Below are 20997 nucleotides of genomic sequence, written 5' to 3'. Positions count from 1 at the left end.
TATATCGGCTTTTCCCCTTGGATAAATCGAACATTTCTGCTTTAAGGAATACATAAAAATTCGAGGTACAAAAGTGCCCGATATGTAGAGGCGGAGTAGTAGTAATGGAAGCGATTGAATTCGTCGTTCGTGATCGTGCGGGCAATATTAGGCGTGGCATGCTGGCGCAGGCCGAAACCGCCGATACAATTTTTGTAAACAGTGGTGATGATGTCTCCTTGAACCTGCGCAGGTTTCAGGTGGCGGGATACGAGCGGTCCGGTGATGCGGTGATCGTGACTTTGGCCGACGGGCGTAAGATCCGTCTGGAAGGATATTACAGCGCAGACGCTGATCTTTATGTCAGTGCGGATGGTACGTTGACTCAGGTTGATCTGAGCGGTGCACAAGAGGGCTTGATTGACGCGAATTACGCGGAAGCCCAGATTTTCGGCAAGTGGAGCCCTGATGATGCGCTCTACTATGTTGGTGGTTCCGAGGTGGATACTGTTATCGCGGCTGATGCTGTGGCGGGTGAAGAGACGGCAACCATGCTGGCGGCCCCGTTGCTTGCGGGTCTTGGCGGTGCGGGTGCAACCGGATTGGGTGCTGCGGCCGCTGTCGTTGGTGGCGCTGCGGTTCTGGGTTCCGGCGGCGGTGGCGGCGGTGGTGCCGGTCCCGACACTGAGGCCCCTGCGGTTTCGCTGGATACCGGTGTTGTTTCCGTGGATCACGTGTTCGATGCGGATGACCACGCTGACGGCGTAGAAATCGGCGGCGAGGGTGAGCCTGGTGTAGATATCGTCGTAGAGATCGATGGCGAGACACAGGAAACCGTTGTTGGTGAAGATGGTACTTGGGAAGTGGTGTTCGACCCGACGCAGGTTCCTGAGGGTGAATATGATGTTGACGTGATCATCACTGCGACAGATGCGGCCGGAAACACCACGACGATCACGGATGTGGTTCGGGTTGATACGGTCACTGTTGTGGACGTTGTTACGATTGACGGTTCGGCAACCGGTTCTGGCGACATTATCAATGCAGTTGAGCATGCGGATGGCGTGACGCTGACAGGGACCGGCGAAGTCGGGGCCAATGTGGTTGTCACGATCGAGGAAAGCGGCGCCACGGCGACTGCGGTTGTTGATGCGGATGGCAATTGGTCGGTCGACTTCGGCTCGGATCAAGTGAGCACGGGCGAATACACCAGCACAGTGACTGTGACCAGCACTGACGCCTACGGCAACGAGGCGACGGCAACGGCGGAAATGGTCGTTGATACCTTCACCGAGGTGGCGATAACGGGCAATAACTCTGGTGCAGACGGCGTCTACAACGGCTCTGAAGTTGGCAATGCGACCGTGATGAACGGCACTGCGCAGCCTGGATCTTCTGTGGTTGTGACTTTGACCGGTGAAGCTGGGCAAGTTCTTGGAACTCAGACGGTTACGGCTACATCTTCAGGTGATTGGTCGGCGGAATTCGCGGGCGGCACATTGCCCGGCGGCGAATATGACGCGACAGTCACCGCGGTGTCGACAGATGCGGCCGGTAACTCGGCGACTTCCAGCTCGACATTCCCAGTTGATACCGTCACCAATGTTGCAATTACCGGCAATAATGCGGGTGGCGATGGCGTCTATAACGACGCAGAGGCCTCTACGGTCGCAGTGTTGAACGGGACGGCTCAGGCTGGCTCTTCGGTTGTTGTGACGCTGACTGGTCCTGCGGGTCAGGCTTTGGGGTCGCAAACTGTAACCGCCACTTCGGCTGGGACTTGGACGGTTCAATACCCTTCCAACACGCTACCCGATGGGGAGTATGATCTTACAGTCACGGCGGTTGCGACGGATGCGTCCGGAAACTCCGAAACCACATCGGCAACAATCCCAGTCGACACAATCACTCATGTTGAGATCGCCCAGATCGAGGGTGAGGCCGCAGGCACAGGGATCATCAATGCCGCAGAGCACGCAGATGGCGTGACAATGTCTGGCACAGGCGAAGCGGGCGGCACTGTCACGGTTGCCGTTGCAGGTGGTGGTACGGCTACTGGCATCGTTGATGCGAACGGAAACTGGAGCGTGGACTTCGCGGCGTCGCAAATCCCAACGGGCGAGCGTCAGGTTGATGTTGCCGTGTCCATTGAGGATGCTGTCGGCAACACAGACACCACCAGCACAACCATGCAAATCGACACGATCACCAATGTTGCGATCACCGGCAATAACACCGGCGCGGACAACGTGATGAACCTGTCCGAAAGCGCCAATGGCACACAGTTGAACGGAACTGCGCAAGCAGGGGCCTCGGTTGTTGTGACACTGACGTCTGACGCGGGTGTCGTGCTGGGCAGCCAGACGGTAATCGCCAATTCCAACGGCACATGGGGCGCGAACTTCTCGGCCAACACATTGCCGGGTGGTGAGTATGACGTGAATGTATCGGCGGTTGCCACCGACGGCGCGGGGAACACCGCATCGACAACCTCGACCTTCGCGGTTGATACGGTTGCAGATGTGTCAGTGAACACGCTGAATGTCGAAGGCGACAACGTCATCAACATCGCAGAAGCGGCGGATGGTGTCACAATCACCGGCACGGCAGAAGCCAATTCGCGGGTCGATGTGAACTTCGGCGGCTCTCCACGGACCGTGGTGACCGACAGCAATGGCAACTGGCAGGCGTCCTTTGGTCCAGGTGATGTACCTGCGGGCGTAGAGACGACTGTTCCGGTTCAGGCAACCTTCACGGATGCAGCGGGCAACACCGCGGTGGCCAATGGCACTGTTGAGGTTGACACAATCGTGCGCAACCTGAGCACCAGCCAGCCAACGGGCGACGGTGTGGTTGACGCCAACGAGGCGGGCTCCGGCTTCACGCTGACAGGCACAACCGAGCCAGGTGCGCAAAATGTGATGGTAACCTTCCACACATTGCCAGCACGCCCTGCAACGATTGATGGCAACGGCAACTGGTCGGTGACCTTCGGGCCCAATGAAATCCCTGCAGGTGAATACACCTCTGAGGTGACCGTCACCACTGTGGACCGCAACGGCAACCCTGATAGCGTGACAACACCGGTAACTGTGGACACAGAAGTGCCAGACGCGCCGGTTGTTATCTCCTACACCGAGTACTTCCGCGGTGATCCAGGCGTGTCGGGCATCGGCACCGAGCTGACCGACGATATCGTCGCAATCAGCCAAGTGTCCGAAACCGGAGCCGTAGGCAACGTTAACTACGACACCAACATTGTGCGCGGCGACGAGCTTCAGTTCACCTTCAATGATCGCATCCCAGATGGATCAAACCTTGTTGTGAACTCCGAGGATGCAGTCGGTAACGAAAGCGCCACATTGCTGGTGCTGGATGACAACGCGGTTGGCACGGTTAACGTTTCGCTCAATGGCTTGTCGAACTTCAACGTAAGTTCCATCGACCTGTCCATCGTAGCTGAAAGCGAGCTGACACTGTCGGAATCGGACCTCCTTGGTCTGTCTGATGACACCAATGCTTTGCTGATCCACGGCGACAACACAGATACCGTCAACATTGCAGGGGCCGTTGACACCAACACCTCCGAGACAATCGATGGTCGTGTCTATGACGTCTACACATTGGGCGACGATGGCAGCTTGCTGATCGAGCATGACATCACGGTAAACTACTAAAAGCGGGCGGGGGCGTATCCGCAAAGGATACGCCCTTTCCAACCTCTCGATTAACAAGAAGGGGCTCCGCATGGGACATAATAAAAGTAAACGCGCAATTTTGCGCATGGTGTTGGCAGGCACCACCGCAGTTACCCTTATGGGCTGCATGGGCGACGAGGCAACGCGCGGAGCATTCTCCGCAGAGCGTCCTGCGCTATCGACAGATGTTAAGACCACCGGTCGCTTCGCCGAGCGCGTGCAGTCGACCGATGCTGAAACCACACCAATTTTCGGCTTTCTCAAACGCAACAACTCGGAAGAAACCCCAACGCGCAATGCCTCCAGCATAAGCGTCGGTGAAAATCTGACAGGGGCCACAGTGCAGGCGCAACCTGCGCTCGCTGGGGGCACCGGTGGCAAGGAAAGCTCCGCGCTGATCGAGACATTGTTGCGCCGTGAGGCCGTTTTGAACGCGAACACCTCTTACGGCAAAGTCGCGGGCTCTGTGTTGGCGGCCAACTCTCGGGCTGCCGAGGCCGAGTTGCGGTCTGCCAAATTGCGCGCCGAGGCCGCATCGAAAAACTGGCTGCCGACAATCGGGCCATCCTTGTCCCTGTCGTCTTTGGGGGAAGTTGTGGCCTCCTTGGTGATTGACCAAGTGTTGTTCGACAATGGCCGCAAAAAGGCCGAGCGCAGCTTTGCCAAGGCCGACGTCGAAGTAGCGGCCGTCGCTTTGGCCGAAGACACCAATGACCGCGTCTATTCGGCGCTGGAATTATACATCACAGCCGAGCGTGGCCGCGCCCAAGCCGAGGCCGGTAGCCGTGCTGCCAGCCGTTTGGGCGAGTTTGCGTGGATCATGGAGCAACGTGTGCGCGGAGGGGTTTCAAACCCTGCCGACGTGAATGTTGTGAACCAGAAGCTGGCGGAAGCGGAAAACCAGCGCAACTCTGATTTGGAAACTGCACGCACTGCAATTGCAGAGCTGAACGCGATGTCGTTGAAATCACTGAGCGATGTGCGTGGATTGTCGACGATTGCCAGCTCCAAGGCGGCAAAACCTCTTTCGATCCTGAAGGCCGAAGCCGAGCGTGACCGCGACATCGCCCAAGCCACGATCAATCGTGCGGGCTTTTTGCCAAGTGTTTCGGCACAGGCCGTGGTCTCTGACGGGGGATCGGGTGTCGGCTTGAATGCTGGTGCCGCAAACGGGTTCGGTTTTGGCACCAAAGCCAGCTTGAAAGCCATCGAGGCCACCAAAGAAGCCGCCGGTCGCCGGATCGATCAGGCCTCTGAGGATCAATCGCGCACCATGCGCCGGTTGGAGCAAAACCTGATTTCCCTGAAGCGTCAGCAAAAACAGGGGCAGGGGCTCTTGGCCTCAGCCAATGACAATCTGTCATTGTTTGATCGCCAATACCAAGCAGGCCAACGCCCAGTGATGGATGTGGTTAGCGTTTATGAAACCAAAGTGGCGACCGAGCGTGACCAGATTGGCCTGAAATACGAAATTGCATTGGTTGAGTTGCAAATCGCCCATCTCATGGGTGCCTTGGTGGATGGTGAAGATATATGAACACCCCCGTCATCGCGTTTGACATGGCTCGGGCCAAAGCGGCCCAAGCGTCTAATACTGCAAAGTTAAAACCGGTCGAAACACCGACCTTCGTCGCCAATGATCCCGGACTGCGGGTGCCAATGCCGAAACCTGCTGAGAAGGCGGGGCGGTTCTCCAAGAAGCTGCGCAGCCGTGCCGATTTGGTCTCGGTCTATGCGGGGCTTTTGGGCGTCGACTTGCAGCCCTCCGATATTCTGGACGCAGCCGTCGAGCTGCCTTTGGATGCGGGCGGTGTCTCGCCGGAGCTGCTGAGCCGCGTGATGAAATCCTTGGGATTGGTTTGCTCGGTGCGCCAAGTACGTCTGCAGGCGGATCTTTGGCCAGCTCTTGTTGAGATGAAAACCGGCCAACTGGTTTTGGTGCTGGAGCAACATAATCAGACGCTGACCATTTTTGATGCGACCATTGGCGACCGCCGCACCGAAGTGCCGCTGGCTGAATTCGCCAAAGTGTTTTCTGGCAAGGTGTTGAAGGCTGAAAGCTCGATGCGTCAGGTCGAGGAAAAGCACCGTCTTGAAACAAAGCCAACGCATTGGTTTTGGGGCGAATTTCCGAAGTACAAGCGCCACCTGATTGAGATCACTGCTGGCTCGTTCGTGGCCAATCTCTTGGCTGTGGCCGTGGCGCTGTTTTCGCTGCAGGTCTATGACCGCGTGATTCCGCATCAGTCGCATGCAACTCTTTGGGTCTTGGCAATCGGTGCCATGGGCGCGTTGACGCTTGAGGCCTTTTTGAAGATCGCCCGCGCCCGCATGATGGACGGGGCAGGGCGCAAGATCGAACTGGCCGTGCAGCAAACGCTGATGAGCCGCCTGTTGGGGATGCGCGCGGGCACTCCTGGTGCGTCGCCTTCGGGGACATTTTCCGCCATGCGCGAGTTTTCGTCCATTCGCGAGTTCTTCACGGCGTCCACCATTGGATCGCTGACGGATGTGCCATTTATCTTTTTGTTCTTGCTGCTTGTGGGCTCTATCGCCGGCAATGTGGTTTGGGTTTTGGTCTTGGGCGGCGCGTTAATGCTGCTTCCGGGCTTCTTCTTGCAAAAGCGCATGATGAAGCTGACCGAAGAGACGCAGGGCGCCTCCGTCAAGGCAAACCGTTTGCTTCATGAGGCGATCTATGAGGCGGACACGGTTAAATCCCACCGCGGAGAAGAGCGTTTCTCCCGTCTTTGGGGGGAGTTGAACGCGCTTTCCGCCTTGAAATCTTCCGAGCAACGCCGGCTGGCCTCTGCGCTGACCTTCTGGTCGCAAGGGGTGCAGCAAGCCACTTATGTGGGGGCGGTTGTGCTGGGAACTTTCCTTGTCTTTTCGGGTGAATTCACCGTCGGTTCGATCATTGCGGTTGGTATCTTAACCTCGCGCACACTTGCACCGTTGACGCAGTTGGCGGGCACGATGGCGCGCTGGTCGAATGTAAAGACGGCTTTGGTTGGCTTGGATGCGGTTGTTGAAAGCCCACAAGACTATGATGCGAACCGCAGCTATTTGCGCCGTGAGCGTATCACCGGCCGCTTTGAGCTGCGCGACGTAATCCACCGCTATGACGAAGATGCGGCACCCGTGCTGGATTTGGCGGGAATGGGAATTCCTGCGGGTCAGCATGTGGCGATTTTGGGCGCCAATGGATCGGGGAAATCAACACTGATCAAGATGCTCTCTGGGCTCTATTCTCCGGATAAAGGGCGTGTGTTGATCGATGGGATCGACATGGGACAAATTCACCCTAAAGATTTGCGTCGTGGCGTAGGCTACCTGAGCCAAGAGGTCCGCTTGTTTGCTGGCACTTTGCGCGAAAACCTGAACCTGTCGGGACTTGAGCGGGACGATGCGCGCCTTCTGGCCGCCCTCGATTTTGCTGGGCTTGGTCGCTATGTGCGCGAGCATGCCAAGGGGCTGGATCTGGCAATTCATGACGGCGGCGCGGGGCTTTCGATCGGTCAGCGCCAATCCATCGGCTGGGCACGTTTGTGGCTGCAAGACCCGTCTGTTGTTCTGCTTGATGAGCCGACGGCCGCATTGGATCAATCCTTGGAAACGGCACTCGTGGCCAATTTGCAGGGCTGGTTGAAGGGCCGCACCGCAGTGATCGCGACGCACCGCATGCCGATCCTTGCTTTGACCGAACGTGTGATGATCTTGAAGGGCGGCAAGCTGTCGGTAGATGGCCCGCGCGAACAGGTTCTCGACCACCTGAAGAAAACCAAAGCAGCTGCGCAAACTGGGGTTCAGATTAACACGCCGAAAGGAAGCAAGTGATGTCCACAGTCGGTGCTGCAATGGATGAAGATGTCCGTGGCCCGTCTTGGGTTATCCGCATCATTGGCCTGACCGTTCTGGTCTTTATCATATGGGCGTCATTTGCTTGGGTGGACGAAATTGTGCGCTCGGAAGGGGAGTTCGTATCCTCTTCTCGGCCACAAATTGTTCAAAACTTTGAAGGCGGTATCCTGTCCGAATTGCTGGTGTCTGAGGGCGACACCGTCAACCCGGGGGATATTCTGGCGCGCCTGTCGGTGACCAATTTCCAAACCTCCGTGGATGACTTGCAAGACCAAATCGACGCGCTGGAGATTCGCCGCATGCGCCTAGAGGCAGAGCTTGCCGGTCAGTTTGATTTCTATGTGGCGGGGGACTTGGAAAAGCGTCAGCCGGAAATCGTGGCCTCGGAGCGCGCGCTGCTCAATGCGCGCCAAACAGACTATGAAGGGCGCACCGAAGGGGCGCGGGCGATCTTGAAGGAAACCCGCCGCGAAGCCATTTTGATGGAAGACCTCTTGCAGCAAAACATCGTGTCGTTGGTCGAAGCCTCCAAGGCGCGCAAAGCCAACACGGATGCCGAGGCAAAGTACAAAGAGATCGTCTCGCGGGCGGAATTGGAACGCGCTTCCGAGTTCTCCGACACGTTGAAAGAACTGGCGACCCTGCGCCAGAACATGAAGCTGAGCAAAGACCAATTGGCGCGAACCGTCATCCGCTCGCCGATGAAAGGGATTGTGAACAACGTCGCGATTTCAACCATTGGCGGCGTTGTGCGCCCGGGTGAAGAGATTTTCCAGATTATCCCGATGGGCGAGGAGTTATTCGTCGAGGCAAAGGTAAAACCAAAGGACATAGCCAGCCTTCGCGCCGGCCAAGACGCCACGGTGAAATTATCGGCCTATGACTACACGATCTACGGCACATTGGCTGGCAAGGTTCAGGTGATCTCGGCGGATACGTTCAAAGACGAACGTGTGGCAGATGGTGACCCGCATTACAAAGTGCTGTTGTCCGTCGACATGGAGCAGTTATCAGCCCGCCAGAAGTCGGTCGAAATTCGCCCGGGTATGTTGGCACAAGTAGAGCTGCACACCGGTGAGAAGACCATTTTGCAGTATCTCACCAAGCCTCTGTATAAATCGCGCGAGGCCTTTCGCGAGCCTTAGGGCCCGCGATCATCCTTTGATGAAGATTTGCACATCGGCAACATTCGTGCCGGTACCGCCTGTTATAACCAGATCGTCCGAAGCGCTTAGGGCAGCGTAGGCGTCGTTGTTGTCCAGCAAGGCGTCAACCTTGGAATTTGCCGCCGCCATCCGGTCGCGTGATCGACTATCGACCATTCCACCCGCGGCGTCAGTTGGGCCATCACGCCCGTCGGTACCACCCGATAGAAACACCCAATCCCCGTCGATGTCCTGCAGCGCCACACGCAAGGCAAGCTCTTGATTCCGGCCACCTTTTCCATCGCCTTTCAGGGTCACGGTTGTCTCCCCGCCAAACAGCAAAACGGCAAGTTCATCTTGTGGGCAGGCGCGAAAAATTTCGGCCAATTGCGGGGCAACATCTGCCACGTTCCCCTCCAAGCGATCGGAGATGATCTGGGCCTGTGGACACGCGGCGCGCATCGCGTCAAGGCTATGACGGTTGGACGCAATCAGATGGTTGTTCGCAGCGGGAAGCGGGGGCATTTCCGGCTCGGCTGTGCTGAGGTGCGCTTGTACGCTACCCGGCATGTCCTTCCAGATATTTGCCTTCATCAACAAGGCTTTGGCGCTGCGACGGGTGCCGATCGGGGCGACTGTGGGACCGGAGGCAATCGCCCGCAGGTCATCGCCCACAACGTCCGACAAAATGTAGGCCGTTACAGGCGCCGGCGCGGCGATACGTAGCAAGCCACCGCCCTTTAGCCGCGAGAGCTGCTGGCGAATGTGGTTCATGTCGTTGATTTCCAAGCCGGACCCCAGCAACACCTCGTTGACGCGCGCTTTGTCGGCCAAAGTTAGTCCCTTAGCGGGGGCGGGCAACAGGGCAGAGCCTCCGCCGGAGATCAGGGCAACAACGTGGTCATCGGGAGTTGTCTTGGAAAGCAGCGTCTCAACTGCGTGCGCCGCGACCTCTCCGGCGGCATCGGGAACAGGGTGGTTGGATTGCAACACGCGGCAGCCCTTTAGCGGCGCAGCGTTCTCAGGATTCGTAACTGCGATTGCTTCGACTTGGGTTCCGGTTTTCACCCGTGCCAATGCGGCCGACATCATCGGAATTGCGGCTTTGCCCACCGCGACCAAATAGAGCGTCCCTTCGGCGCTTAGCTTGGTTGAATTCAACGCGCGCTCTACTGCACGCGCGGGGTCTGCCGCAAGGATTGCGATGTCAAACAGCCGAAGAGCCTCGGCGCGCATTTCTGAGATCTTTTCCATGAAAAATCAGGTTTTCGTTTATTTTACAGCGAATTGTGTCGATTTATTAAAGTGCAGATGGGGGCTGCCCGCAAGCGCCCCGAGGGGGTTGCGGTAGCTCTGTCTGGGCTGCGGTCAATGAGCCTTAGCTAAGGCTAGCTGTCAAGCCTGTGATGTCACAGGGAATTCTCTGGCCTTGAGGTAACAAGGGCAGTGCTGCGGCTTGAAACGGAAATTTCTACCCCCAAATGAGCCAGACGCAGGTCATGGCAGCGGGTTGCGCTTGCGCCCGTTTTTCTCCGCTACTAACCTCACGTTCACATTTACGCATTACGAAGCGCTCAAAAGCAGAAGGCAGGCAGGCATGCACGATCCAGTCGAAACCTATATGAACCTTGTACCGATGGTGGTCGAGCAGACCAGCCGCGGCGAACGCGCCTATGATATTTTCTCGCGCCTGTTGAAGGAGCGGATCATTTTTATCAACGGTCCAATCCATGACGGCATGTCCCATCTGGTGGTTGCGCAATTGTTGCACCTTGAGGCGGAAAACCCGTCGAAAGAAATCAGCATCTACATCAACTCACCTGGTGGCGTGGTGACCTCTGGCCTGTCGATCTACGACACGATGCAATACATCAAACCGAAAGTGTCGACGCTGTGCATTGGTCAGGCTGCTTCTATGGGGTCTGTGCTGCTGGCGGGCGGTGAAAAGGGGATGCGTTTCTCGCTGCCGAATTCGCGGATCATGGTGCACCAGCCGTCGGGTGGCTACCAAGGTCAGGCGTCGGACATTATGATTCACGCGGCCGAAACGCAGAAGCTGAAAGATCGTCTGTACGATATCTACGTGAAGCATACCGGCCAAACCAAAAAGTCGGTTGAAAAGGCGCTGGACCGCGACAACTTCATGTCGCCCGAAGAAGCCAAAGACTGGGGTCATATCGATGAAATCGTCGAGAACCGCAGCAAAGATGACGACGATAAATAACTAAGATTTGCGCCTCGTTTTTTTGATCGAAACGGGGCGCAGTAATTTCGCTTTTGACGTTGTGCCTCCCTTGTTGCTGGCCTAACTTGTAACAACAGACAGAAACGGTTTTCTACATAGCGTTAAGCAGCGCGCGAATATCAGGATACAGGTGTGTAATGGCTAACAACTCTGGTGACGGAAAAAACACCCTCTACTGCTCGTTTTGCGGTAAGTCCCAACATGAAGTGCGCAAGCTGATAGCTGGGCCGACGGTCTTCATCTGCGATGAATGTGTCGAGCTGTGCATGGACATCATTCGCGAGGAAACCAAAACGGCTGGCCTGAAAGCCGCGGACGGGGTGCCGACACCGCAAGAGATTTGCGAAGTTCTGGATGACTATGTGATCGGCCAAGGGCACGCGAAACGTGTGCTTTCGGTGGCTGTGCACAATCACTACAAACGTTTGAACCACGCAGGCAAATCCGGCGACATCGAGTTGGCGAAATCCAACATCATGCTGATCGGCCCAACCGGCTGTGGTAAAACCCTTCTGGCCCAGACGTTGGCCCGCATTTTGGATGTGCCCTTCACTATGGCCGATGCGACGACGCTTACCGAAGCGGGCTATGTGGGCGAAGATGTTGAAAATATTATCCTAAAGCTGCTTCAAGCATCTGAATATAACGTGGAACGCGCGCAACGCGGCATCGTCTATATTGATGAGGTTGATAAAATTACGCGCAAATCTGACAACCCTTCGATCACCCGCGACGTATCGGGCGAAGGGGTGCAGCAGGCCTTGCTGAAGATTATGGAAGGCACCGTCGCCTCTGTTCCACCGCAAGGTGGGCGCAAGCATCCGCAGCAAGAGTTTTTGCAGGTTGATACAACAAATATCCTGTTCGTTTGTGGTGGCGCATTCGCGGGGCTCGACAAGATTATCGCGCAACGTGGCAAAGGGTCTGCCATGGGATTCGGTGCTGATGTTCGTGAAGAAAACGACAAGGGCGTTGGAGAGCTGTTCAAGGATCTGGAGCCAGAGGATCTGTTGAAATTCGGCCTGATCCCTGAATTTGTGGGTCGTCTGCCGGTGATCGCAACGCTGGAAGATCTGGATGAAGATGCATTGGTCACTATCCTGAGCGAGCCCAAAAACGCATTGATCAAGCAGTACCAACGTTTGTTCGAGTTGGAAGATGCCAAGTTGACCTTTACCGACGACGCGCTTCTGGCCATCGCGAAACGTGCGATTGAACGCAAAACCGGTGCGCGCGGATTGCGCTCCATTCTGGAAGACATCTTGCTGGATACGATGTTTGAACTTCCTGCATTGGAAAATGTCGATGAAGTGGTGGTGAATGAAGATGCCGTGGGCCGCACGGCAAAACCGCTGATCATCTACGGTGAAGCACAAGAAAAAGCCGAAGCCGAGGCCGGCTAATGTCCATACGGCGTATTTCATCGGGCGGTGCGTTCGAGCCCAAGGTTGGGTATTGCCGTGCAGTGGTCGCTGGCGATTGGATACATGTGGCGGGCACAGTTGCTGCCCCTGATCCGGATACAGGCGAACCCGCTGTTGGGGCCGCCGCACAATGTGCTTCTGCCTTGGAGATCATTCAAAAAGCTTTGGAAGAGGCGGGGGCAGGGTTCAGCGACGTCGTGCGCGTGACATATATGTTGCCCGCGGCAGATGAGTTCGAGCAGTGCTGGCCCGCTTTGCGCGCCGCATTCGGTGACAATCCACCGGCCGCAACGATGATTGAATGCGGGTTGATCGATCCGAAGTACCGGATCGAGATTGAGGTAACCGCTTATAAACCAAGCTCCTAGGGGCTGTCGCGCACTGGACTGTCGCGTGGTGATAGTCCATATAACGCAAGATAAATTTCGGAGGCCGGTATGGGCATTCTCAACACTCTTCTTCGCGCCGTAACTTGGTGGAACGGTCAGACGCTAAACACGCAGCTGTTCACTTGGCGTAAGGGCTTGAAAGTGGGGGAAGATGACGCTGGAAACTGCTTCTACAAAACCGCAGACGGGAAGCGCCGCTGGGTGGTTTACAACGGTGAGGCAGAGGCATCGCGCGTCGGTCCAGACTGGCACGGATGGCTACACCACACTTGGGACGAGCCACCGACAGATGCACCGCTTGCCCGTAAGTCGTGGGAAAAGCCGCATCTCCCAAATCTGACAGGCACGGCTCAGGCCTATGCGCCGCAGGGATCGTTGCGTCAGGCAGCGCCTAAGGCTCGGGCGGATTATGAGGCCTGGTCGCCTGAATAGCGATCACAGTTTACGGGGGCGTAAATGGCTGAAAATACAACCGAAGTTTTGACCGGAACTGGTGTTCTTGCTGTTGCGATTGGCTTTCTTGTCTTTGCAACTGGGGCGACATCTTTCTCTGTTGGCGGCTCTAGCTATCCATTGTCCGCCAGCTTCAGATCGGCCGAAGGCGTCAAAGTCGGGACTGATGTGCGCATGGCGGGCGTAAAAGTCGGAACGGTTACGGGGTTGACGTTAAACCCACAAACATTTCGCGCTGATGCGACATTTACCATGCAGCAAGATATCGAAATCCCCGATGACAGCGCTATTTCCATCAGCTCTGAAGGGCTGCTGGGGGGGAACTTTGTCGAAGTTATTCCGGGTGGGTCACCGTTCAATCTTGACCCGGGCGGGGAGATTGAGGACACGCAAAGCTCTGTCTCTTTGATCACATTGCTGATGAAATTTGTGGCTGGGAACGGCGACGAATGAAGCGCTTGATCGCGATCTTGGCTTTGATGTCTCACCCGCTGTTTGCCCAAACGACCATCGAGGGCGACAACACGGTCATCAGCCTTGGAAATGCGCCGATTGAACGCGAAACGCGCTCCTCTGCATCAAGTGCCGCGCAGGCGGTGATGCGAGGCTTGGACAAATTGGCCGGCGCAAGTGAAGACATTGTCTTGACTGCGGGCATGACGACGAAATTCGGCCCGCTTTCCATTACCATGCAAGATTGCCGTTACCCGAAAGGTAATCCGAACGGGGACGCCTTTGTAAACCTGTCTATTGTCAATATGTTGACCGGTAAGCCAGCGTTTCAAGGCTGGATGGTGGCTTCCAGTCCGGCGCTTAATGCGATGGATCACCCGCGGTATGACGTTTGGGCGATCAGGTGCAAACTTGACGACCGGACACCGTCGGTGGTTGCCGGTGAAAGTTCGCCTCGACCTTTAGAGCGTCCCGAAGGGCTTCGTGGTAACTAATGCGCGAGATTTCGACGCCGCCCATTGATGCCAGATGCGGCGTTAAGAATTGAGTGTCGAGAAGCGTAAATCCCCCCGCGTTCAATCGTGACACTAGGTAGGCCATCGCAATTTTTGACGCATTGGGTTTGCGTGAAAACATCGACTCGCCGAAAAATGCGCCCTTCAAGGAAACTCCGTAGGCTCCGCCCACAAGATCGGCACCGTCCCACACTTCGATGGAATGTGCGAAGCCTGCGTTGAACAATCCCATGTAAATGTTGAGTATTTGGTCGTTGATCCATGTCTCGTCGCGATCCGCGCATCCTTCTACAACCGCAGAAAAAGCGGTGTCGACTTTGATTTGATAGGGGGCTTGGAGGATGGTTTTCCGCAAGGAACGAGAGATATGGAACCCATCCAATGGCATGACCCCTCGTTCTTCGGGGTCGACCCAAAACAAACGATCGTCATCACGGCTTTCTGCCATCGGAAAGATCCCTTGCGCATAGGCGCTCAGGATCAATTCCGGCGTCAGCTCTGGAGCATGTTCATCTTTGGCCATCAGGCTAGAAAAGCAGGGCTGCGCATGACGCGCAACTCCCTATGTGTTTTCCTCGAGCCACTTCTCAAGCCAGTGAATGTTGTAATTCCCTGTTTGGACGTCTTCCTCGGCCAAAAGCGCGTGGAACAGCGGTGTCGTGGTATCGATCCCGTCGACGATCAACTCGCCCAAAGCACGGTGCAAGCGCGCCAAGGCCGCTGGGCGATCAGGCGCATGAACAATCAATTTCCCCACAAGGCTGTCGTAGTAGGGGGGGATTGAGTAGCCATCATACAGCGCCGAATCCATCCGCACACCAAGACCGCCAGGGGCATGATATTGCGTGATTTTTCCTGGGCAAGGCGTGAAGTTTGGCAGTTTTTCCGCGTTGATTCGAACCTCGATTGCGTGGCCGTTGACTTGAAGGTCTTCCTGCTGGAACGACATGTCTTCGCCGGCGGCAACTTTGATTTGCTCGCGCACCAGATCAACACCGAAAATGGCCTCTGTAACGGGGTGCTCTACTTGCAGGCGGGTATTCATTTCAATGAAATAGAACTCGCCGTTTTCATAGAGAAACTCGATTGTACCTGCACCGGCGTAGTCAATGTCGGCCACGGCGTCGGCACAGATTTTGCCGATACGCGCGCGGGTTTCCGCGTCAATCGCAGGGCCGGGGGCTTCCTCAAACACCTTTTGGTGGCGCCGCTGCAAGGAGCAATCACGCTCTCCCAAATGGACCGCGCGGCCTTTGCCGTCGCCAAATACCTGAATTTCGATGTGGCGTGGTGTGGTGAGATATTTCTCGATATAGACTTCATCATTGCCAAAGTTGGCTTTGCCTTCGGCGCGGGCTGTTTGGAACGCGCTTTTCATCTCTTCACGCGATCCGGCAACTTTCATGCCTTTGCCGCCGCCGCCTGCAGTGGCTTTGATGATCACCGGATATCCGATTTCATCCCCGAATTTATATGCGTCTTCAAGGGTTTGAACACCGCCGCCAGAGCCGGGAACACAAGGGACACCAAGCTTTTTCATAGTCTCGATGGCGGTGATTTTGTCGCCCATCACACGGATGTGCTCAGCGGTTGGTCCGATGAACTTCAGCCCGTGGTCTTCGATGATCTGCACAAAGCCCGCATTTTCGGACAAAAACCCGTAACCTGGATGAATGGCTTCCGCGCCTGAAATTTCGCACGCGGAAATGATCGCGGGGATCGACAGGTAGCTTTCCGTACCGGAAGGCGGCCCGATGCAAACGGCCTCATCGGCCATGCGCACATGCATTGCGTCACTATCGGCTGTGGAATGAACAGCGACGGACTGGATGCCCATTTCGCGCGCCGCGCGGATAACGCGAAGGGCGATTTCGCCGCGATTGGCGATCAGGATTTTCTTAAACATGGAGGGTTACTCCACGATCATCAGCGGTGCGCCGAATTCTACCGGAGTGCCATCTTCAACCAATACGCGTTTGACCGTGCCGGATTTCGGCGCCGGAATATGGTTCATCGTTTTCATGGCTTCGATGATCAACAGGGTTTGGCCTTCTGTCACCTTGTCTCCGACCGCTGCAAAAGCGGGGGTGCCTGGCTCGGCTTGTAGGTAGCACGTGCCGACCATTGGTGAAACGACCGCACCTGGGTGCTGCGCGGGATCCTCGTCATTTGAGGCCGCCGCGGCAGGGGCAGCGGCCGCAGGAACCGCCCCAGCAACAGGTGCCGCAACCGCGGCAGGGGCGGTTGCAACTGTTTGTTGTACAACATTAACTTGCTTTGAGACGCGCACATTCAGGCTGTCGTCTTGGCCATATTCACGCATAACCTCAAGCTCTGTAAGGTCATTGCTTTTCAATACTTCGGCCAGCGCTTTTACGAAAGCGACGTCACCGTCATGCGAATTCTTTGCCATTCTTTTATTCCTCGACCGGAGTGCCGTTCTTACGTGCCAGCGCGTGTCTGGTAATGCGGCTTTGATTTGTCTGTTCCGCTTATAGGCCAAGGTCGTTTAGGTGAAAAGGCGTGAATTATCGCCAAACCCTAGGGTGAGGGATCGTCTTGTGTCGGGCGCGGAACCACCAGATCGACATGTTCCCCCCGTGGGAAGGGTTTCTCTATTCCTTGCATGTCGCGCAGCAGAGATTGCAACTCATGTTGCTCGCGATCACGCAGGGCTTTGTTTTGCTCCAGATCCGGTGGGAAGGTAGAGGCCGTGCTCTGGGCCGCCGGTGTGACCGGCTCCACCTGCGATTGTCGGGGTTGTGCGCCGATTACGGGGCTCATGCTTTGCTCAAGCTGGTTTTCGACAGAGGGAAGATTCGGTTTGTTTGGTGTTGGTATGAGGCTGGATAATTGTTGAGAAAGCAGCGCCATCGCATTGCCCTTTCCGTTTGTATGGATCCCACCCGCACTCAGGGTGGACCTCAAATCCCAATGGATTGTTAACGGCGCGGATAAGAAAAGGCGCAGTTTCTCTCAACTGCGCCTCAACATTGTTTCAAATTTGGCGGGTTTAGATTGCCAGATATTCTTCGCGCAGCGCGTCGTTTTCCAGCACCTCTTCGGCCGAACCATCAAAGACCACCGATCCGGTATCCAGAATGACCGCGCGGTCCGCCAGCTTCAGCGCCGCCACGGCATTTTGCTCCACGATGATTGTTGTGATGCCTTGGTCACGAATAATCTGCAGCGTTTTCGCGATTTCCTGTACAATAACCGGCGCCAGTCCCTCATAGGGCTCGTCCAGAAGTAACACTTTGATATCGCGGCATAAAGCCCGTGCGATGGCCAGCATTTGCTGCTCCCCGCCGGACAGGGTGATGCCTTCTTGTTTGCGGCGTTCGCCCAAGCGCGGGAACAGCTCATACACGCGCTCAATTGACCAACCGATGGGCGGTGCGATTTGGGCCAGTTGCAGGTTCTCTTCCACCGTCAGGCCGGGGATGATGCTGCGGTCTTCAGGAACAAGGGCGATGCCAGCGCCTGCGGCCTCGTGAGAGCGCATGGTGTGAAGCGGCTTGTGATCCAGCCAGATTTCACCGTGGTTCACTTGTGGATCATCCATCCGCGCCAAGGCACGCAGGGTCGAGGTTTTGCCCGCCCCGTTGCGCCCCAAAAGGGCAAGGATTTCCCCCTCATGCACGTTGAAACTGATACCCTGCACGATGTAGCTTTCGCCGTAATACGCCTCAATGTCCCAGACGGACAGGAAGGCAGGGGCGGTGGCCGCGTTATTGGCGTTTTTGTTGAAGTCGGGTTTCACATTCATAGTCCGGCTCCTAAACCTGTGCTTCGCCAAGATACGCTTCGCGTACCTTCGGGTGGCCTTTGATGTTCTCGGGGGTGTCTTCGACTAGAGGCGTGCCTTGGGCCAAGACGGTGATGCGCTCGGCCAGCGAGAACACCACGTGCATGTCGTGCTCGATGATGGCCATGGTGATGTCGCGCTTTTCCTTGATCTCTTTGAGCAGATCGATGGTGTTATTGGTATCCGCGCGCGCCATACCGGCGGTGGGTTCGTCCAACAGCAGCAGCTTTGGCTCTTGCACAAGGCACATGGCCATTTCCAAGCGGCGCTTGTCCCCGCGCGACATCGACGATGCCACCATGTTGCGTTTATCGATCATGTTCACATCGTTCAAAATGGCTTCGGCCATCTCCTTGATGTCGTTTTGACTGCGAACCGGATTGATCCCGTTCAGCTTATACGCGCCATCCCGATGGGCAAAGCAGGGGATCATGACGTTCTCAAACACCGTCAGATCCGAGAAAATTTCCGGCGTTTGGAACACCCGCGAAACTCCCATCTGGTTGATCTCATAGGGTTTGCGCCCCAGCAAAGACTGCCCTTGAAAGGTGACCGAGCCCGTGTCGGGGATCAGCTTGCCCACAAGGCAGTTCAGCAAGGTGGATTTACCGGCCCCGTTGGGGCCGATGATTGCGTGTACGGTGTTCTCGGCCACGCTGAGGTTTACGTCGCCCAATGCTTGCAACCCGCCGAAGCGCTTGCCGACATTTTTGATCTCTAAGATACCCATGTCATATGCTCCTTATTCTGCGGGTGTAGTGTCAGTGGAGGAGGCGTCATCGCCCGACCGACCCGACCGGCCTGCACGTCTGCGCAGGGCGGCAGTGATCCGTTGCCCGCCTTCTACCAAGCCACCCGGCAAGAAGATGACGACGGCCATGAACAGCAAGCCAAGGGTCAGATGCCAGCCCTTACCCACGAAGGGGTGGATGATGGTGATCACAAAGTTCTCCATGCCGTCTGGCAGAAAGGCGAACCATTGGTGCAAGACCGTGTCGTTGATCTTGGAGAAGATGTTCTCGAAATACTTGATGAAACCTGCCCCCAGAACCGGCCCGATCAAGGTGCCCGCACCGCCAAGGATGGTCATCAGAACAACCTCGCCCGAGGCCGTCCACTGCATGCGCTCTGCACCGGCCAGCGGGTCCATCGATGCCATCAGGCCACCAGCCAGACCAGCGTACATGCCAGAGATAACGAAGGCCGCCAACGTATAGGGGCGCGGGTTCAATCCGGTGTAGTTCATGCGGGTTTGGTTGGTTTTGATCGCCTTCAGCATCAGCCCGAACGGGGACCGGAAGATGCGGATCGCGAGGTAGAACATGCCCAGCATGATGATCGCACACAGGTAGTAGCCCGTGTTGAAGTCAAAGCTCCATGGCCCCATTTCCAACGAGTAGGTGCCTTGCATCTTTGCGCCAAAGAGGTGCGGGATATTTGGCATGTTCTCGGAGTGGAAATACTGCGGGTCGGAGTTATAGACCTGCAGGCCCGTCTCCCCGTTGGTCAGCGGCGTTAGCACCGAATAGGCCAATGCGAAGGACATCTGTGCGAAGGCCAACGTCAGGATCGAGAAGTAGATGCCCGACCGGCGCAGCGAGATATAGCCGATCAGCAAGGCAAACAGCCCAGAGGTGATCACCGACAGCACAATGCCGGGAATGATGTTGTAGCCCAGAAGCTTGAACATCCACACCGCCGAGTAGGACCCTATGCCAAGAAAGGCTGCGTGGCCAAAGGACAGGTAGCCTGTGAGGCCAAACAGGATGTTGAACCCGATGGCAAAGATGCCAAAGATCACGAAGCGTTGCATCAAGTCGGGGTAGCCCGCATTGAATTGCGCCAGCGCGGACCCCTCAGGGAAGGGGTTCAGGATGAAAGGGGCGAACATCGTCAAAATCGCAACGATGATCAGCAAGGAGGTGTCTTTCTTTTCGAGACCGAGCATTGGTTTAGTCCTCCATCACGCCTTTGCGACCCATAAGGCCACGTGGACGTACCAGTAGAATGATGATTGCAACGAGGTAGATGATGATTTGGTCAATGCCCGGAACAATGGACTTGATCACATTCATCGAGGAGAAGCTTTCCAAGATACCCAGCATGAAGCCCGCCAGCACAGCCCCGGGCAGGGACCCCATGCCGCCGACAACCACGACCACAAAGCTGAGGACAAGGAAGTCCATCCCCATGTGGTAATTGGGCGAATTGATCGGCGCATACATAACACCGGCCAAGCCCGCCACCGCGGCAGCGATGCCAAACATGATGGTGAAGCGCTTGTCGATATTGATCCCCAGCAAGCCGACAGTTTCGCGGTCGGCCATGCCGGCACGCACCACCATTCCGAAGGTGGTGAACTGCAAGAAGGCGAAGACGGCGGCAATAACGATGGCGGCGAAGCCGAAGTAGACAAGGCGCCAGTAGGGGTAGATTACCGCATTCGGGTCAAAGCCCAGCAACACCCCGAAGTCGAACGAGCCTTTAAACGCATCCGGCGCAGGGGTCGGGATTGGGTTGGCCCCGTAGAACTGCTTGATGACCTCTTGGATCACGATGGCCAAACCAAAAGTCACAAGGATCTGGTCCGCATGTGGGCGTTTGTAGAAGTGCTTGATCAACCCGCGCTCCATGATGAAGCCGATGGCGATCATGATCGGGATGGCGAAGAGAATGGCGATGGGGACGGACCAGTCGACGATTGCCCCGCCCATCTCTGGGCCGAACCAACTTTCCACATAAGGGGTTTTGACTTTGGCGGGATTGCCAAGGAAATCCACCTTGTCGGGGTCTATGGTCTCAAAGGAAATCGACAAAAGGCGTTGCACGGTGACCGCACAAAATGCGCCCAGCATGAACAATGCGCCATGGGCAAAGTTTACCACGCCGAGCGTGCCGAAGATCAAAGTCAGGCCCAAGGCAATCAGCGCATACGCGGAGCCTTTGTCCAAACCGTTCAATAATTGCAGAAGGATTACGTCCATCGTTCCCGTTCTCGCCTGTTTGGGTGATCTTGCCAAAACCTGT

The 20997-nt window shown here is 56.3% G+C and carries 19 protein-coding genes; 10 read left to right on the top strand and 9 right to left on the bottom strand.

Annotated elements, in window-relative coordinates; genetic code table 11:
- Positions 1-104: 104 nt before the first annotated feature.
- From Q0746_RS02225 to Q0746_RS02210, 4 genes are all read left to right on the top strand, one after another.
- Positions 105-3656: an Ig-like domain-containing protein gene (locus Q0746_RS02225; RefSeq protein WP_298256764.1), complete on the top strand. Its 3552-nt coding sequence runs from the start codon at positions 105-107 to the stop codon at positions 3654-3656.
- A gap of 70 nt (positions 3657-3726) precedes the next feature.
- On the top strand, positions 3727-5214 hold the full coding sequence (locus Q0746_RS02220) for a TolC family protein (protein ID WP_298256762.1): 1488 nt from the start codon (positions 3727-3729) through the stop codon (positions 5212-5214).
- 122 nt (positions 5215-5336) lie between these two features.
- Positions 5337-7514, top strand: a complete 2178-nt coding sequence (locus tag Q0746_RS02215; protein ID WP_298258022.1) for an ATP-binding cassette domain-containing protein — start codon at positions 5337-5339, stop codon at positions 7512-7514.
- A complete protein-coding gene (locus Q0746_RS02210; protein WP_298256761.1) occupies positions 7514-8683 on the top strand; it encodes an HlyD family type I secretion periplasmic adaptor subunit in 1170 nt (389 codons plus the stop codon). The genes Q0746_RS02215 and Q0746_RS02210 overlap by 1 nt, the downstream gene beginning before the upstream one ends.
- Positions 8684-8692: 9 nt before the next feature.
- On the opposite strand, the gene Q0746_RS02205 is transcribed toward Q0746_RS02210, so the two are convergent.
- Positions 8693-9937: a DUF4147 domain-containing protein gene (locus Q0746_RS02205; RefSeq protein WP_298256759.1), complete on the bottom strand. Its 1245-nt coding sequence runs from the start codon at positions 9935-9937 to the stop codon at positions 8693-8695.
- A 343-nt stretch (positions 9938-10280) separates the two neighbouring features.
- Here Q0746_RS02205 and Q0746_RS02200 point away from each other — a divergent pair, with 343 nt between their 5' ends.
- The 6 genes from Q0746_RS02200 (at position 10281) to Q0746_RS02175 (ending at position 14141) form a co-directional block, all read left to right on the top strand.
- Positions 10281-10907, top strand: a complete 627-nt coding sequence (locus Q0746_RS02200; RefSeq protein WP_298256757.1) for an ATP-dependent Clp protease proteolytic subunit — start codon at positions 10281-10283, stop codon at positions 10905-10907.
- A 158-nt stretch (positions 10908-11065) separates the two neighbouring features.
- Positions 11066-12331: an ATP-dependent Clp protease ATP-binding subunit ClpX gene (clpX, locus tag Q0746_RS02195; protein ID WP_298256755.1), complete on the top strand. Its 1266-nt coding sequence runs from the start codon at positions 11066-11068 to the stop codon at positions 12329-12331.
- Complete coding sequence (locus Q0746_RS02190) at positions 12331-12720, top strand: RidA family protein (protein WP_298256753.1); 390 nt, start codon at positions 12331-12333, stop codon at positions 12718-12720. The genes clpX and Q0746_RS02190 overlap by 1 nt, the downstream gene beginning before the upstream one ends.
- A 69-nt stretch (positions 12721-12789) precedes the next feature.
- Positions 12790-13173 carry an NADH:ubiquinone oxidoreductase subunit NDUFA12 gene (locus tag Q0746_RS02185; protein ID WP_298256751.1) on the top strand — a complete coding sequence of 128 codons (384 nt, stop codon included), beginning with the start codon at positions 12790-12792 and terminating at the stop codon, positions 13171-13173.
- A gap of 24 nt (positions 13174-13197) precedes the next feature.
- A complete protein-coding gene (gene mlaD, locus Q0746_RS02180) occupies positions 13198-13647 on the top strand; it encodes an outer membrane lipid asymmetry maintenance protein MlaD (protein WP_298256749.1) in 450 nt (149 codons plus the stop codon).
- The gene (locus Q0746_RS02175) at positions 13644-14141 is read left to right on the top strand and encodes a DUF2155 domain-containing protein (RefSeq protein WP_298256746.1); all 498 of its coding nucleotides are present in this window, start codon (positions 13644-13646) and stop codon (positions 14139-14141) included. The genes mlaD and Q0746_RS02175 overlap by 4 nt, the downstream gene beginning before the upstream one ends.
- Here the strand turns inward: Q0746_RS02175 and aat are convergent.
- From aat to Q0746_RS02135, 8 genes are all read right to left on the bottom strand, one after another.
- Positions 14047-14685 (bottom strand): leucyl/phenylalanyl-tRNA--protein transferase, encoded by a 639-nt coding sequence (gene aat, locus Q0746_RS02170; protein WP_298256745.1) that lies wholly within the window; start codon positions 14683-14685, stop codon positions 14047-14049. The two genes, Q0746_RS02175 and aat, sit on opposite strands and share 95 nt — an antisense overlap.
- 39 nt (positions 14686-14724) lie before the next feature.
- Entirely contained in the window at positions 14725-16068 is a 1344-nt protein-coding gene (gene accC / locus Q0746_RS02165; RefSeq protein ID WP_298256743.1) for an acetyl-CoA carboxylase biotin carboxylase subunit, read from the bottom strand.
- 6 nt (positions 16069-16074) lie between these two features.
- Positions 16075-16575, bottom strand: coding sequence for an acetyl-CoA carboxylase biotin carboxyl carrier protein (accB, locus tag Q0746_RS02160; RefSeq protein ID WP_298256741.1), 501 nt, complete (start codon positions 16573-16575; stop codon positions 16075-16077).
- Positions 16576-16703: 128 nt separating this feature from the next.
- A complete protein-coding gene (locus Q0746_RS02155) occupies positions 16704-16946 on the bottom strand; it encodes a hypothetical protein (RefSeq protein WP_298256739.1) in 243 nt (80 codons plus the stop codon).
- A gap of 229 nt (positions 16947-17175) precedes the next feature.
- Entirely contained in the window at positions 17176-17931 is a 756-nt protein-coding gene (locus Q0746_RS02150) for an ABC transporter ATP-binding protein (RefSeq protein WP_298256737.1), read from the bottom strand.
- A gap of 10 nt (positions 17932-17941) precedes the next feature.
- Positions 17942-18700 carry an ABC transporter ATP-binding protein gene (locus Q0746_RS02145; RefSeq protein WP_298256735.1) on the bottom strand — a complete coding sequence of 253 codons (759 nt, stop codon included), beginning with the start codon at positions 18698-18700 and terminating at the stop codon, positions 17942-17944.
- 12 nt (positions 18701-18712) lie between these two features.
- Complete coding sequence (locus Q0746_RS02140; protein WP_298256733.1) at positions 18713-19918, bottom strand: branched-chain amino acid ABC transporter permease; 1206 nt, start codon at positions 19916-19918, stop codon at positions 18713-18715.
- Between the two features lie 4 nt (positions 19919-19922).
- The gene (locus Q0746_RS02135; protein WP_298256732.1) at positions 19923-20954 is read right to left on the bottom strand and encodes a branched-chain amino acid ABC transporter permease; all 1032 of its coding nucleotides are present in this window, start codon (positions 20952-20954) and stop codon (positions 19923-19925) included.
- Positions 20955-20997: the final 43 nt, after the last annotated feature.

The sequence above is a fragment of the uncultured Litoreibacter sp. genome (genome assembly GCF_947487515.1).
Lineage (GTDB): Bacteria > Pseudomonadota > Alphaproteobacteria > Rhodobacterales > Rhodobacteraceae > Litoreibacter.
Note: the sequence above shows the minus strand (reverse complement) of the source record. Positions and strands in the feature narration are given on the sequence as shown.